The 17,151-nt window shown below is 28.0% G+C and carries 11 protein-coding genes; 8 read left to right on the top strand and 3 right to left on the bottom strand.

Annotated features, from left to right (window positions below):
* Nucleotides 1-9 precede the first annotated feature (9 nt).
* The gene (locus BLU40_RS06300) at nt 10-1,539 is read right to left on the bottom strand and encodes a sulfatase-like hydrolase/transferase (protein WP_090121247.1); all 1,530 of its coding nucleotides are present in this window, start codon (nt 1,537-1,539) and stop codon (nt 10-12) included.
* Between the two features lie 377 nt (nt 1,540-1,916).
* Here BLU40_RS06300 and BLU40_RS06295 point away from each other — a divergent pair, with 377 nt between their 5' ends.
* The 3 genes from BLU40_RS06295 to BLU40_RS06285 are packed head-to-tail and all read left to right on the top strand — an operon-like array spanning nt 1,917 to nt 3,015.
* Nucleotides 1,917-2,276 (top strand): hypothetical protein, encoded by a 360-nt coding sequence (locus tag BLU40_RS06295; RefSeq protein ID WP_090121244.1) that lies wholly within the window; start codon nt 1,917-1,919, stop codon nt 2,274-2,276.
* A 5-nt stretch (nt 2,277-2,281) separates the two neighbouring features.
* A complete protein-coding gene (locus BLU40_RS06290) occupies nt 2,282-2,647 on the top strand; it encodes a YchJ family protein (RefSeq protein WP_090121242.1) in 366 nt (121 codons plus the stop codon).
* Nucleotides 2,648-2,703: 56 nt separating this feature from the next.
* Nucleotides 2,704-3,015: an MTH1187 family thiamine-binding protein gene (locus BLU40_RS06285; RefSeq protein WP_090121240.1), complete on the top strand. Its 312-nt coding sequence runs from the start codon at nt 2,704-2,706 to the stop codon at nt 3,013-3,015.
* Between the two features lie 189 nt (nt 3,016-3,204).
* Here BLU40_RS06285 and BLU40_RS06280 read toward each other — a convergent pair whose 3' ends face one another.
* Nucleotides 3,205-4,830 (bottom strand): sulfatase-like hydrolase/transferase, encoded by a 1,626-nt coding sequence (locus tag BLU40_RS06280; RefSeq protein ID WP_090121238.1) that lies wholly within the window; start codon nt 4,828-4,830, stop codon nt 3,205-3,207.
* Nucleotides 4,831-5,325: 495 nt separating this feature from the next.
* Here BLU40_RS06280 and BLU40_RS06275 point away from each other — a divergent pair, with 495 nt between their 5' ends.
* Genes BLU40_RS06275 through BLU40_RS06255 form a run of 5 tightly spaced genes read left to right on the top strand, consistent with a single transcriptional unit; the run spans nt 5,326 to nt 15,968 of the window.
* Nucleotides 5,326-5,817 carry a T9SS type A sorting domain-containing protein gene (locus BLU40_RS06275; RefSeq protein ID WP_090121236.1) on the top strand — a complete coding sequence of 164 codons (492 nt, stop codon included), beginning with the start codon at nt 5,326-5,328 and terminating at the stop codon, nt 5,815-5,817.
* Nucleotides 5,818-5,819: 2 nt separating this feature from the next.
* Nucleotides 5,820-7,061: an OmpA family protein gene (locus tag BLU40_RS06270; RefSeq protein ID WP_090121234.1), complete on the top strand. Its 1,242-nt coding sequence runs from the start codon at nt 5,820-5,822 to the stop codon at nt 7,059-7,061.
* 10 nt (nt 7,062-7,071) lie between these two features.
* A complete protein-coding gene (locus BLU40_RS06265; RefSeq protein ID WP_090121232.1) occupies nt 7,072-9,498 on the top strand; it encodes a hypothetical protein in 2,427 nt (808 codons plus the stop codon).
* Nucleotides 9,499-9,543: 45 nt separating this feature from the next.
* Complete coding sequence (locus BLU40_RS06260; RefSeq protein WP_090121230.1) at nt 9,544-15,279, top strand: T9SS type A sorting domain-containing protein; 5,736 nt, start codon at nt 9,544-9,546, stop codon at nt 15,277-15,279.
* The gene (locus tag BLU40_RS06255) at nt 15,276-15,968 is read left to right on the top strand and encodes a hypothetical protein (RefSeq protein ID WP_090121228.1); all 693 of its coding nucleotides are present in this window, start codon (nt 15,276-15,278) and stop codon (nt 15,966-15,968) included. The genes BLU40_RS06260 and BLU40_RS06255 overlap by 4 nt, the downstream gene beginning before the upstream one ends.
* Before the next feature lie 146 nt (nt 15,969-16,114).
* On the opposite strand, the gene BLU40_RS06250 is transcribed toward BLU40_RS06255, so the two are convergent.
* Entirely contained in the window at nt 16,115-16,987 is an 873-nt protein-coding gene (locus BLU40_RS06250) for a hypothetical protein (RefSeq protein ID WP_090121226.1), read from the bottom strand.
* Nucleotides 16,988-17,151 lie beyond the last annotated feature (164 nt).

Raw genomic sequence — 17,151 nt, 5'->3', positions numbered from 1 at the left:
TTTATTATTTTATTTATGCCAAGAACCTCCCGATTCCATTAATAATTTTGCTTTTAAATCTTTTACTTTATCTAAATTACCAACAGATAATTCATTTAATTCTTTATAATCATCTGGAAGAAAGTACAATTGAAATACATCTTTTTTAAGGTTATATCGTAGTTTCCAACCATCTTGTGTAACCAATGCTGGTCCAATTTTTGAATTTGTAACAATATATGGTTGTACATCGCTTTTTTCTCCAAACAACGTTTTTGCATAAGAAATTCCATCTTTTTCTTTTAATTCTTCTTCTCCTACAATTTCTGCCAACGTATTTAAAAAATCGTAATTAGCTACACGCTGTTCTGAAACCACTCCTTTTTGTATTTTTCCTTTCCAATACCAAATTAACGGAACTCGTGTTCCTCCTTCCCAATTCGAACGCTTTAATCCAGACATTCCGTTGTTTCCATCAAAAACATCGTTACTTAAATTACTTAAAAATCTTGTTTTAATATTGTCGTATTTTTTGTTTGAAGTTAAATCCACATCTTTATTAGTTCTATCTACTTGCTGCGTATAAACCTCGTGCCCATTATCTGAAGCAAAAACAATAATGGTATTTTCTAATAGTTTTAAAGAATCTAATTTTGCTACAATTCTACCTACATCCGTATCTAACATTTTTACCATTGAAGCATATTCTTTTTCAAATTCTGTTAAGCGTTCATCATATTTAAAATCTTTATGAACTTCAGGAATTGCAATTGGGCCATGAGGTAATTGAGATGGAAAAAACATAAAAAACGGCTTATCTTCTTTTGTTACGCTATAATTATCTATATAACCCAACAATTTTTCCATAATAATATCTTCTGAATAAAAAGATTTACCTGTCATATCCCATCTATCTTTATATCCTTCTTCAGATTCTACATTATTTGTTTTTCCACAATTTGAATGTGTATTTCCAGGAATATCAATTTTTTCACCATTTTCGAATAAAAATGGTGGGTAAAATCCGTGACAACGTTGATGATCATAATAACCGAAATGATAATCCCAACCGTGACGCTCAAGTCTTTCTGGTGTTGTTGCAAAACCCCATTCTAGTTTTCCAAATTCGGCAGTTGTGTAACCAGCTTTTTTAGCAACTTGCGCCAAAAATATTTCATCTTTTTTTGCTGGTTGTGCTATTTTATGAATCGAATCTTTTATTTCTTGAAATGTCATACCATTATCAAGGTTTTCGTAAATACCTCCTTTGGTAATATTCCATTGTCCTGGACGAACATCGTGCATACCGGTTAAAAGACTTGCTCTTGCTGGTGCGCAATAATGACAGCCATAAGCATTTTTAAAACTTATACCTTCATTAGCCAATTTATCTATATGTGGTGTTTTAATTATTTCTTGCCCATAAGTACCAAGTAATCCTCTACCTAAATCATCTGCATAAATTAATATAACATTCGGTTTTTTAGTTACAACTTTTGATTTACAGCCTGTAACACTTAATATTATAATTAGTGAAGCTAAAATTGATATGTATTTCATAAGACTATTATCTGTATCTCTATTTATTAAAAGGTTATTTAACTTATAGCTAAATTAGGCTTAGAATAGAAAAAAATAGTCTCTTTAAGTAATGAAAATGTTTCTTTGAGTCTATATTTATATATACAATCACTAAACAGCGACAAAATGGAATTTTAACAGGTAAACAATTAAAAATGATTTAAGTGCTTCAAAAATATTTGTTTAATAAACACAGATGGTTTTTTTACAGTTTTAAAAGTGTTTTTTATAGTTCTTTTTAACAACAATTGTTCTAAATTTTATTTCATAAATAAATAAAAAGAAAATATAAACTACTTTTGGCACTTTAAACTACAGGTAAAAAACAACAAAATAAAATTATCCATATTTAAATAATGAATATAAAAGATATTACAGGTTCCTTTAATATTATTGGAAATAACCAAGATGCATCAGGTAACAATTATAAAGGCACACTTACCTTAAAATTGGATTTAAATAATAGAATACAAGCAACCTGGCTAATAAGTAACAGTCAAGAGCAAATTGGATCCGGATTTTTTAAGGAAAATATTTTAGTAATTAACTTTAGTTATCAAGGTGAAGACAATGAACCTTATTATGGTGTTGTTGTTTATAAATGTCTTTCTCCTGATATTTTAGAAGGCTTTTGGTCTGAAGAATTTGGAGACCCTAAATTTTTAGGTGAAGAAAAATGTTTTAGAATAAAGGACGAAAACCAACTTTTAAACTAATAGCTATGCAATGCCCTTGTAATCCAAACAAAACATACATTGAATGCTGCAAAAAAGCACATCTAGATATAAATTCAGTAACTACAGTCGAACAATTAATGCGTTCAAGGTATAGTGCTTTTGTTTTAGCTAACATTCCATACCTTCAAAAAAGTCATCACTCCTCTACTAGACCTTCTAAAAAAGAAAAAAGAGAAATAGAATCTTGGACAAAATCCGTAAACTGGTTAAAACTTGAAGTACTAAATTCAACCGAAGATACTGTTGAATTTAAAGCCTTCTTTCTAGAAAATGGAGCTGTAAACGTAATTTACGAAAACTCAAAATTTGTTAAAGAAAATGAACATTGGGTGTATTTAGGAGCCAATTAATTGCTGCTTTAATCCAACACTTTCTTTATCTTTGTAACCAAAAATTAATTAAATAAATGTCAGTACTACTAGAATTTGCAATGTTTCCAACCAATAAAGGAGAAAGTATTAGTCCTTATGTAAGTAAAATAATAAAACAAATACGTGATAGTGGTGCTACATACCAACTTACCGCAATGGGAACTATTATTGAAACTGAAACTTTACCTGAAGCTCTAGCAATTGTACAGCAATGTTATAATGTACTTGAACCAGATTGTGATAGAGTATACTCTTCTCTTAAATTTGATATTAGAAAAGGTAAAAGTGATTGCTTATCTAAAAAAATTAAATCTGTAGAAAATATTATAGGAGAGGTAAATAAATAAGTTTCTAATTTAAAAATTGATAGCATTGACATAGATAACTATACTATAAATTATTTTTAAGTTGCTGAAATTTCCAGAAGAATTTACCTTTCGTATAATAGAAAAAGGAACTTTCGACAGATAATATAAACTTTATTGAATAAAAAAGCTCAAATTTTCATTTGAGCTTTTTTATTATTTATTATACTACTAATAAACTTTATCCTCTTTGCTTTTACGAGCATACCTTGGTCGCTTTTTAGGCATTTTATCTACTCCTGGTGCATTGTATGCATCGTAATAAAAATCGTACTGTGGTAAAACTTTTATTAATTCTTTCTTTTCAGCTTTAAATTCTTTTGAAGCTTCTCCCCATTTAATAGTATCATAACTAGTTAAATCTTTAGGGAAATTTGTTAAATCCCACCATTTATCTGCACCATCTTTTAAAACTTTTGTACCCCTAACTAATTGTTCTGGTCCTCGATACGTATATAACCATTTTCTATGTTCAGTTTTATCTCCAAATAAGTAAGGTTTTAAACTTTTTCCATCTAATTTGTAATCTTTTGGAAATTCAAAACCAATCATATCGGCAAAAGTTGGTAAAACATCTGCAATACTAACTAATATATCTTGCTCTCCTTGTTTTTTCATTCCTGGAGCATAAATAATTAATGGTATATGACATCCTCTTTGTTGAATTCCTTTATTTTTCCCATAACCACCAGTTCCGTTATCGGCAGCAAAAATAAAAATTGTATTGTCTTCAACACCAAGTTCTTTAAACTTCTGTTGATATAACCAAACTTGATAATCTATATAATTAACGTGGCTGTGCATACCAGATTCGGTTATACTATTATGAGTATTGTACACTCCTTTATCACCTGTAATTTTAGGCTCTTGACGTGTATATTTTTTGCCATCCCAAGTTACTTTTGGAGTTCCCGGCCACGAACTTTCATCATCTGGATTAAACCAATTAAATCCATCATGCCCTAAATGCGTAGTATGGTAAATAAAGAATGGTTTATCTGCTTTTTGTTGACGTTCCATAAAATCGAACACAAATTCTAATTCAACATCAGGTCCGTATGTATGTAAACCAAAGTTCTTTTTTGATTCTTTTGTATTTGGCCACCAAGCATAATTATCATTTGGTGAAGATGGATGATTCATTAACTTAACGTGTGGATACCAATACCAACTGTGTTGCATATAGGTATCAGCCGGTTTTCCAGTATCTACATTTATTAAAACACGCTTTCCGTTTACTTTTTTGTAAACATGTTTAAAATCGGCATACGGGTTATCTTTATCTTGTAAACCTCCCGGTGTAAAACAACCTTCATCAAAACCGTGTTTTTCATAACTTCCAGCCATTTGCGTTTTTCCTGCCCAAAAGGTTCCATATCCCATTTTTTGAGCTGCATGACCTAATAAAATTGGTGAACTCATATATACAGGCCACGTGTTAATTTTTCCATTTTCATCAGGACCATAACCCTTATCTTTATTATTCCACCATTTTGTTTGGTAAGCATAACGTCCACTTAACATCATTGATCTACTTGGATTACAAACAGTAGCCGCCCAAGCTGTAGTTATCCAAACGCCATCGTTTGCCAACTTATTTAAATTAGGTGTTTTTGCTCTGTATTTTTCATCAGAAGTATTTTCACGCCAAGGATCTGACCATACAGATGAATTATAAATTGGAATTTCACGTGCACTAATATCATCTGCAAAAAATATTACAACATTAGGTTTTTTCTGTGCATTGGTAATTATTGAAGTTAACATAATTACCACAAAAAAGAATTTTATTTTCATTTGTTCAAGTTTTATTTTCTAATTCAAAAATATTAACTCTCACTTTAGTTTTGTGTCATTTTTCAGCAAAAAAGTACAACTTATGTTCAATATAGCAACTATACAAACACTACACACGCCATCTTTTTAGCAAATAATTTAAATTTTAACTAATAAATTCTCGCCATAGAATTGAATCTAAAAATTAAGCCTTTCAATAGATAAATTAATTAATAGTTTAGCCTAACACAATTATCAACACAACAACACATAAAACATTAACAACAAACCGATTAAATGACAATAATCATCAAATCAATTGATTCTCATCATTATTAAAAAAAACTATTTATCTAATTTTATTCATGTCTATGAATGTAAAAGAGTGTATTATTTTTTATTATTAAAATTAACCCTACTATTTCATTAGTAATCTATAATAGATATTGAAAATACGATTTAAAATGAAAATTTCATTTTAAAACCAATTGAAAATTAAACTAAATAGTATAGGTTATGAAAAATTTATTCTTCATATTTTTTGTTTTTACATGCACCATAATTTGCCAAGGCCAAGGTTCAATTTTAAGTTCTACAATTGGAAGCAATGGTACTTCAAAAATTATTAATTCCAATAATGAGAGTTATTATGTTAGTCAAAGTATTGATCAGACGAGTGTAATAGGTACTTTCACTAAAAACGGATACACAATTAGACAAGGGTTTCAACAACCAAAATATAATATTGGTTCTTCAAATAATTTCAATTTAAACGCTACAGTATACCCTAATCCCTTTAATCATTCTGTTAATATATCGTTTACAGACACTATAACGGACTCTATAAATATAACAATTACTGATATGTCTGGTAGAACTCTAAAATCTATTAAGCATAAAGCATCACAAAAAATTGAATTGCATTTAGAATACCTAAGTAGTGGTATATATATATTAAAAGTTACTACAAAAAATAAACAACTTATTACCAATCTTTTGAAAAACTAACCATGAAAAAAAGTATCCTTCTATTATTTCTAATAATAAACACGTTTTTTATTTATAGTCAACAAATATATTTTGAAACTGGTAAAACTAATTCAACTTTTAATTATGAAAATTCACAAGGTGAAACTCTTCAAAATATTCAATCTTCAAATTTCAATTTTATTAATTTAGGTATAAGAAAAAATATATTCTTTAAAAACCTGTACGGACACTTAAACGCGAGCTACAATAGCTATGGTGCAATTGGAAGTGATATTGCGCTAAACAACTATTTTGAGTGGGATATAAACTATTTAGGTGTTGGGGTTGGACTAGATTACGAAATTTATAAAGTTAAAAAACTTTCCTTTTACGTTAAAGGGTTAGTAAATACAGAATTTCTAATTCAAGGTACCCAAGTATTAAATAATCAAACTTATAACTTGGTTAAAGAAGATGATTTTGACCCTGCAATTATAAATTTAAGAGGTGGATTAGGTTTTATATATAAAGCTACTGAAGATGTTTCTGTATTTACGCAATATATGTATAGCGGAAGTGAAACAATGAAAGATATACAAGGTAACTTAAAATTTCACGCACATCATTTTGGAGTTGGAATTATGATAGACATTTCAAAAAAGCCATCTATAAATGAAATAATAGATCCTAAAATTGACTTGCTTAAAAAAGAGCTAGATAAAAATTCTAAAAAAATAAAAGAGCTAGAACAAAATGCCATTGCAACAAAACTTTTACAAAAAAATATTCTAGATAAAGAAAAAGAAATATCTCTATTAAAAAGCTCAATCAAAGATGCATTATATCCGTTAAAAGAAAATGGCTTTAATATTGAAGAAAAAGATGGAAAATTTTATGTTGAAATGGAAAACAAGCTTCTTTTTAAATCTGGAAGTTGGGAAATTGATGAGCTAGGCAATAAAACTATAAATGAATTTGGTGAAATTTTAGCTGCCAATCCAAATATTCAAGTAATGATTGTTGGACATACAGATTCAGAATCTTACAAAAAAAATGGAAAGGATATTAATAACTGGGATCTTTCAACAAAAAGAGCTACAACTATAGTTAAACAACTTTGCACTAATAAAAATATAAACCCAAAAAACATTATAGCAAGTGGAAATGGAGAATTTAATCCAATTGCTGATAATTCTTCTAAAGAAGGTCAATTAAATAATCGTCGTATCGAAATTATTTTAATACCAAAAGTCGACAAACTAATTAAACTAATACAACATTAAAATACTAATTATGAAAAAAATAATTACTCTCGCGTTTTTTATATTTTCAAGTTTTCTACTAACTGCACAAACAGATGGAATTAGCTACCAAGCCGTTATTTTAGGTCCAAATACACAAGAATTACCTGGAGCTGATGCAGTAGGTAATATTTTACCCAATACTCAAATATCTATTAGGTTTACAATTATAAACTCTAACAATACTCAAGAATATCAAGAAGTACAAACTACATCTACCGACGTATCTGGTAGAATAAATCTTATTATTGGGAAAGCTGACCCAGATGCTTTTACTTTAATAAGTTGGAATGGAGAACCAAAAGATTTAAAAGTTGAAATAGATTTTAGTGGTTCCGGAGGTAATTTTGTAGATATGAGTAGACAAGAATTAACATTTGTTCCCTATGCTTATCATAGAAATATAACAGCTGCAGGAACTTTAATTGTTGATGATGCTACAACCTTGAATAGCGAATTATTAGTAGAAGGTCCAACCAATTTAAATAGTTCATTAAGCGTAAATAACGAGAACGACACAAATTTATCTGGTTTACTAAATGTTGAAGGTAATACAGGTTTAAAAAGTAACCTTAATGTTGATGGAATTACTAATTTATATAATTCATTAAACGTTGAAAATCATACTAAAACATATCTTTCTGGTGATCTTATTGTTGGTGATAGTACATATAGCCCAATAGGTTCAGCCTTATTTAATGGACCTACTGCATTTAAAGGTAACAGTGAATTCACCAATTTATCAGTAAACGGTAGTGCATATATTAGAGGAATTACTACTATAGATAGCACTACAACTATTAATGCAGCTACAACTATTAATGGAATAACTACCATAAATAACCAATCTGCTCTAAACGGACAAGTAAAAATAAATTTTGATACAACTGGAGCTAATACAGATTTAAATGCTTATCCCTTAATAGTAGAAGGTAGTCAACAAGGAGTTGTAATTAAAGTAAATGGAATTAAATCTGAACCATTCGGTTTAGATGTAGATCCTATTGCAGTTAGTAATGCAAATAATTTTATCACATTTATGGATGAGAATGGTAAAAGTTGGGGAAGAATAGAAGGGAAATCTTTAACAAATTTATTTGAAGATCCTAATTTTCATTATGAAACTGCTTCATTAGCAGTTAACACTGCTCTTGCAGGTGCAGATTTAGCGATAGCTGGTTTTGAAGTAGTACAAGGAGTTGTTCAAGTTACAGCTGCAAGTTCTTCATCAACAGCTTGTGCAGGAGTTGGTGCTTGTATAACTGCTCCAATTCCATCATTAATTGTTAGTGAAGGCGCCAATCTTGTTTTAAAGATTGCAAATGTTGTAGTTGCTGGTGTTAATCTAAGTTTAGTTATAGCTGATGACGTTGCCTTTGTAGCAAACTCAACATCCCATATTGGTGTTTCCTACCAGTCTGGAGCAGCTGATTATGCAGAATGGCTACCAAAATTAAACCCTTCAGATATATTCTTAGAAGGAGATATTGTAGGTGTTACAAATGGCTTTATTACTAAAAATACTTTCGGAGCAGAAAAAGTTATGGTGATTTCAACAAATCCTATTGTTTTAGGAAACATGCCTCAACAAAATAACGAAGCTAATTATGAAAAAGTTGCTTTTATGGGGCAAGTCCCAGTTAAAGTATTAGGTAGTGTAACTGCTGGAGATTATATTTTACCATCAATAATTGGTGGAAGTTATGGTAGAGCTATTCACCCAGATGATATGGAACTAACTGATTACAAAAAAATTGTTGGGGTAGCTTGGTCCGTTATTTCAAAAATAGCTAATAATATAAATCTTGTAAATGTTGCTGTTGGATTAAATACAAATGATTTAATAACTATAGTCTCTGAACAAGAAGAAGAAATTAACAATCTTAAATTAGAATACGATGAATTAAAAAATCAAATAAACAGCACTAATAATATTTTAGCAGAATTAGTTCCTGGTTATGCTGATGCAACGGGAATAGAAATTGAAAGTACAGAATCTCATACAACTAAACATTCAACTATAAATGAAAAGGAAGAAGCTGTTGAAAATAATTTTGTAAGCTCAACCGAAGATGACATTGTTTTTTTCGAAGTTTCAAGAGAACAAGTTGAAACTTGTATACAAGTTGCTCGAGATAATTATCAACAAACTTTAGACGATAAAGCTCAAATGAGTAATCTTTTTATAAATCAAAATAATACTCATAATAATTCAAAAACTGCTAATAGTGATGTATTAGAAAAGACTACCTCTCAATTCTATACAAGCATAGAGAATCATCCATTTTGGAGCAGATTAGATTCAGATTCTGCCTACAAGGAGGAAGTAATTCAGTATATAAAATCTAGTTTAGAAAAGTCTTTTCACACTCATAAAAAATATCAGAATCAGTTTATTGATTTAAACATAAAAGAATAGATCGAGTATCCGATTAAACAATATCTATCAGAAAATCAATGCATTATGAAACAAATTCTAACTTCAATTATATTTGGATTACTTTCTTTTAATGTTCTATTTGCTCAAGAAACAAGTATACCAGATTCTAATTTTGAACAGGCTTTAATAGATTTAGGCATTGATTCTGACAATACTGTTAATGGTAAAGTTTTAACTGATGATATAAGATCTTTAACACAACTTATAATTATTAATAAAAATATTGATGATTTAACTGGTATTGAAGATTTTGAAGATTTAGAAATTCTTAATTGCTCTAATAATAACTTAACAACACTTGATGTAAATAATAATCTTAAACTTGAAGAATTACACTGTTCATCTAACTATATAACAACTATTAATACAGGGGCAAATTTAGTACTAGAAAAATTAATTTGTCAAGATAATTTATTATCAACTATTGATGTTTCAAACAATTCTAATTTAATAACATTTGATTTTTCTTCAAACCAAATAAGTAGTATTAATTTAAGTGAAAATGACTCTTTAACAAGTTTAAAATGTTCAAATAATAGATTAACAAATTTACTAGTTGATGATAAAAATAATCTTGAAGAATTTTTCTTTTCTGAAAATCAAATTGAGACTATTGACATTAGTAAAAATACTTCTTTAAAATATTTAATTTGTAGTTCAAATCAACTTAAAGACTTAGATTTAACCAAGATAGATTCTCTTCAATTTATTGATTTCTCTAACAATCAGTTTAAAAATATTGATGTAAGTAAAAATCTTTTTCTAACAAATATTAGTGGTGCAAAAAATCAATTAACAGACCTAATTCTTGTTGAAAATGATTCACTTTCATATCTAGACATTTCAAATAATCAATTTGATAGTATTAATGTAAGCACCAATACATACCTACAAAATTTAATTTGTTCTTCAAACCAATTAGATCAAATAGATTTAACTCAAAACACTTATTTAAAAACAGTAGATGTATCTTACAACCTAATTAAAACTATTAATATAAGTGAAAATGATTCTATTACCTCTTTAAATTGTTCTAATAACTTAACAGAGAGTTTAAATATTAAAAACGGAAATAATAGTATTCTATCAACTTTTAACGCCACAGAATCTCCAAATCTATTTTGTATTCAAATTGATGATAAAAATACTATTGGTGATATTTGGATGAAAGATGACCAAGCTAGATACTCTGAAGATTGTAGTATTGATGAAACTTATATACCTGATGATAATTTTGAACAAGCCTTAATAGATTTAAATTTTGATGATGAATTAGATAATTATGTACCTACTTCAAACATTGAAACTATTACCAATTTAGATATTAGTTCCAAAAGCATTACTGATTTAACAGGAATAGATGATTTTACTAATCTGCTTTCGTTAAATTGTTCGGGTAATACTATAACAAGCATTAGTTTGCCATTAAATCTGGTACTTACAAGTTTAGATTGTTCTAATAATGAAACTACATATTTAGATGTAACTACCAATACAAGTCTTTCCAATTTAAATTGTTCAAATAATGAACTTGTAGAATTAAGCCTTAAAAGTAATTCTGTTTTAACAGATTTAGATGCTACAAATAATCCAAATTTAAGTTGTATTGAAGTTGAAGACGAAAACGCTGCTAATAGTTCTCCTCCTACTGGTATATATACCAATTGGCTAAAAGATGATTCTTTAGTATATTATGAGAATTGTTCACATCCCGGTGAAACTTATATACCTGACTCTAATTTTGAACAAATAATTATTGATAGAGGTTTAGATACAGTACTTGATGAATATGTGCTAACCAAAAGTATTGATACCATTAAAGTTTTAGAAATAAATAATAAAGCTATTGAAGACTTAACTGGTATTGAAGATTTTATTGAATTGGATACTCTTAATTGCTCTAACAACTCTTTGCGTTTTTTAAATGTAAGCAATCAGCCTAATTTAATATCATTAAACTGTTCTTCAAATCAATTAGTGAGTTTAACTTTAGGAGATGTACCAAATGGAACTCTAGAACATTTAGATGCTACTAGTAATTTACTAACTTGTATTAAAGTAAAAGACTCTTCTGCTGCTGTGGCTAAAACAAATTGGTTTATAGATAGTTCAACTATGTACAGTGAAACAGATTGTGTACCAGATAAAACTTCAATTCCAGATAATAATTTTGAACAAGTTTTAATTGATTTAGGCTATGATAATGGTCCTTTAGATGGTTTAGTAACAACATACTATATTAATACAATTACAGATTTAGATTTAAGTAATAAAAATATTAAAGACTTAACTGGTATAGAAAGTTTTGTAGCGCTAGATTCGTTAAATTGTTCTGAAAACAAGCTTTCATCTATCGATATTTCGAAAAATGTTAACCTCAAAAAATTATCTTGCTATGGTAACTTTTTAACAAGTTTAAATATTAAAAAAAATACACAATTAACAAATTTGATTTGTGGTAATAATAAAATTGACACATTAAATACTAGCTTAAATCCAAACTTAATTGAATTAATTTGTGATGCAAATGAACTCACCGAAATTAATGTAAGTAACAACACTGAATTGATTCACTTAAATATAAATTCAAACCATATTACAAGCACTGGATTAGATATTTCAAACAATACAAAACTAGAAGAATTATACTGCTCTAACAACAAATTAAATAGTATTAATATTGGGTCTAACATAAATCTAATAGAATTTAAATGCGTAAATAATCACCTATTAGAATTAGATTTAACAACCAATACTTTTTTAGAAGAGTTAGATTGTTCGCAAAATTATTTAACAAACCTTAATGTAGAAAATAACGTTAACTTAAAAGATATAAATTGTAATTCAAATCAAATTTTAAACCTAGATATTGATGCTAATCTACTTCTTACAAATTTAACTTGTAACAATAATGAAATATCAACTATTAGTTTAATAAATAATGTAGAATTAGATAACTTAGAATGCGACAACAATAAGCTAACAAACCTTAATACTGAATACAACACTAAATTAGGAGTACTATCAGCTAATGAAAATAAAATATCAAATATAGACTTAAGTAAAAACACATTGCTTTCAGAATTATATTTAGACTACAATTTGCTTTCAAACATAGCTATTAACAACAATACTGATTTAGCAATTTTATCAATAGTAGATAATTCAATAAATACGATAGATTTAAATACAAATACATTACTAGAAAATTTAAATATTGGACAAAACAATTTAACTTCTCTTGATCCTTCATCAAATATTTTATTAAAAATAATTACTTGTTCTAATAATAAAATTGAAGCTTTAGATTTTACAAATAATACTGAATTAAACTCCCTAAATTGCTCTTCAAACAATTTGGCTAGTTTAACTATACAAAATGGTCAAAATGATATTCTTTCTACTTTTAACGCAACAGATAATGAATATTTAACTTGTATAGAAGTAGATAACCCAGATACTATTAACAGTAACTGGAGAATTGATACAACTGCATCATATAGTACTAACTGCAGGTATAGTGAAACCTATATTCCTGATAATAATTTTGAACAATCTTTAATTGATTTAGGTTACGATACTGTTGCAACTCTAGACAATTACGTGCTTACAGCAAACATTGAAAGCATTGAAAATTTAGACATTAGTGGTAAATCTATAGAAAACATAATTGGTATTGAAGACTTTACAAACTTAGATTATTTTAATTGTTCTCAAAATAATATTGATACACTTGATGTAAGTAAAAACCTAAATTTAACAGACCTAAATTGTTCCAATAATAATTTAGATAGTTTAAATGTAACCAGTAATTCACTATTAAAAGTATTAAATGCTAGTTCTAATTCTATATCAAAAATTTATATAAATAACCTTGAAAATTTAGAAACACTTAATACTAATTCAAATTTAATAACCTCTTTAAACATTTCAACTAATACTGGTTTAATAAATTTAATTTGTTCAAACAATCAGTTAACAACTTTAGATTTAAACACTAATACAACTATAGAAACAATAGATTGCTCTTTTAATTCATTAACAGAAATAGAAATAAGCAACCTTACTTCTTTAACTGCACTAAATTGCTCAACAAACCTACTTAGCACTCTAAACTTAAAAAATGGAAATAACACTAGTTTAATTGATTTTAATGCTACAAATAATATTGATTTATTCTGTATTGAAGTTGATGATCCAGATTTTTCTAATAATGCTACTAATTGGCAAAAAGATGATCAGGCAGAATATAAAGAGTTTTGCCATTATTTTCAAACCTATGTTCCTGATGATGCATTTGAACAAAAAATTATTAATCTAGGACTAGATTCAGGACCTTTAGATGATTATGTTCCAACAGTAAACTTAGCTTCTATTACTTCATTAAATTTAGAATATACAGGAGTAGAAGATTTAACGGGAATAGAAGATTTTATAGCGCTTACAAATTTAAATTGCAGTAACAATCAAATAGTAAATTTAGATGCTAGTGCAATTACAAACCTTATAACTTTAGACTGTACAAACAATTTATTAACAAGTTTAAACACCACTGCAATTCCTAATCTTAAAACATTAATTTGCAATACTAATAAGCTAACTAACCTTTATATTAACGATAATTTAGAATTAACTTTATTAGATTGCTCAGACAATTTACTTACCAATTTAGAACTCGATAACATTGTTCTTTTAACTGAGTTAAATTGCTCAGTTAATTCAATAACAGGTATATATATTAATAACAACACTAATTTAACAACACTTAATTGCATTAACAATAAGTTAAACAGTTTAAACCTTCAAAACGATAATAACCAAACTATTACAAGTTTTGACGCAAGAAATAATCCAGATTTATTTTGTATTCTAGTTGATGATATAGATGCTTCTAACCAATATGAAAATTGGTATAAAGATTCTCAATCTCACTATAAACTAGAATGTAATGATGATGATAATGATGGTGTACCAAATACAGAAGATCAATGTTTAAATACTCCACTAGGTGATTTTGTTGATTTATTTGGATGCTCTGTTTTTACACTTCCAACAACTAATTTCAGCATTTTTACAACTGGCGAAACTTGTACAAGTAGCAATAACGGAAAAGTAGCTATTACAGCTATTGAAACCTATAATTATACAGCTACAATAATTGGAGAAGGAATTAATAAAACATATAATTTCACAAATTCTGTTGAAATAAGAAACCTTAGAACAGGAACCTATCAACTTTGTTTAACTATTGAGAGTGAACCAAATTACATTTTGTGTTACGATATAGTAATAACAGAACCCGAGGAACTTCTAGTTTCATCCAAAGTAAGCCAATCTAATAAAAATGTTTCGCTAAAATTATCAGGAGGAAACAATTACACAATCAATTTTAATGGTGTAATTATTAATACTTCAAAAAAACTAGTTGAACTCAATCTAATTAAAGGAAATAACAATATATCTGTAAAAACTGATTTAGATTGCCAAGGAAACTATAGTGAAACTATCTTTTTCTCTGAAAACATCATTTTTTATCCAAATCCTTTTAATAATTATTTAAATGTAAATATTGGAGAGGAAAACTCTAAAGAAGTCGCCGTAAAAATTAATAACAATTTCGGACAATTAGTTTTACACGGAAATTATAACCCTGAAAACGGAAACATGACCATTGATACATCTCAATTATCTACAGGAATCTATTTTATTTCACTTATAACAGATAATTCACAATCAACATTTAAAATTGTAAAAAAATGAAAAAATTAATATTTCTTTTTAGCTTACTATTTTTATTTAATGGCTGTAGCGAAAGTGATTCTAACCCAGAAACACCTAAAACACCTACAGTTGCTAACCTTGTTTTCCCTTTTGAAAATTATTTGTGCAATGAAGGTAGTAATTTAACGCTAACCGAAAGTACCGTACTATTTGAATGGGAAGCTAGTGAATATACAGATAGTTACGAGCTGTTTATTACAAATTTAACATCCAATAAAAGTTCTTTTTACCAAATTTCAAACACTACGTTATCTGTGGTAATTTTAAGAGGAACTCCTTATGAATGGTATGTAATTTCAAAATCAAATTCTTCTTCTAATACTTCTCAAAGTGAAACTTGGCAATTTTACAATGCTGCCAATGGTGTTCAATCATACGCGCCTTTTCCTGCTGAGATAATTTCACCTGCAATGGCAGAAACTATTACAAACTCACCTAGTGAAATTACATTAGATTGGGAAGGTAGAGATGTAGATGATGATATTGTTGCGTATGATATTTACTTAGGAACTGAAACCTCTCCTACTCTTTTTAAAAGCAATGTTTCGGAGAGTATTTTAAACAATGTTTCTGTATCAACAAACACCATTTACTTTTGGAAAATAGTTACTATAGATTCTATGAATAATAAATCTTACTCTACAATTTCTCAATTTAAAATTGAATAAAACTCTTTTTAGATTACAAAAAAAGGATTAAAATAAACTGATATTCAATTACAGGTTTTATATGTAAATCACAAGGTTTAAGAATCTTACCAAACTTATAAACTATTACAAATGATTGGGACTTTAAAAATAAATCCCTCAATAAATCAATTTATAGAGTCTCCTAAAAAAGCTTGAAATTTAGCAGGATTCCCATCTTCATCTCCAGTCAATAAATAATAAATCAAACCCGCATCAGATATGTCTGCTCTTTTTTCATTGTGTTTTTTCATACATTTCCAAATCCAAGCTATATCTTTATTTTTATGATCTCTAAGCCAATTCCAAACACTCCAATCGTGGTAAGAGCTCCATCCTTCATTAGGTAAACTTTTTTTATTTTGATCTTTAATTCGTTTGAAATTTAATCGATCTCCACTTAATTTAATTACTTCGTCTATTGTATGATGGTTTGGTCTTCTTAAATGATTATCGTTATAATTACTATGAGATAATATATATACATGAGATAGTGCTTCTTTTTCACCTTCGGCCATAACTAACTGAACAGCTTGATACAGAAATTCTGAAGGTCCCATATTAATAAAAAATAAAGGATTTTTAGCCGTAGATTTTGCTAATTCTATTTTAAGATGTTTAATTGCTTCCTTTTTATGGGTTCCAACATCAAAAAAAATATTTTTATCAAAATTCCATCTTTTTATAGAACCATCCACTCCTTCTTTCATATAATTTCTAACAGTTGTATGAGGCGGTGACGGCATAAAATTATTATACGAATAATGTACCAATTTAGATTGCAACTTTCTTTTTGCTAAAATAGCCAATGCTGCAGGTGTTGCACCCCAATCATCTGGATCTGCATAATTATACTTTCCTGTATATTCTAAATCTGGCTGAGCATTTCCATCTGCACTACAAGCAATTCTATTGTAATTAAACTTTATGATTTGTGACGTAACTAAGTTAGGTAACATTATAGCAGTTACAATACTTATTATTAATAGACTTCTTTTCATTATAAACTTATTTTTATTCGCAAATTACAACCTCTTTAAGGTTTTTTTAATGATTCTCTGCCACTTCAATCGTTATTCCTGTCCATAACATCAATTTATCTAACTGAAAAAACTATGATTAATCACAAATTTATTGAAAAATGCAATAAAAAACTTTAATTCGT

It is taken from the genome of Lutibacter oricola (assembly GCF_900106565.1).
Taxonomy (GTDB): Bacteria; Bacteroidota; Bacteroidia; order Flavobacteriales; family Flavobacteriaceae; genus Lutibacter; species Lutibacter oricola.
This window is presented reverse-complemented; position numbering and strand designations above follow the sequence as displayed.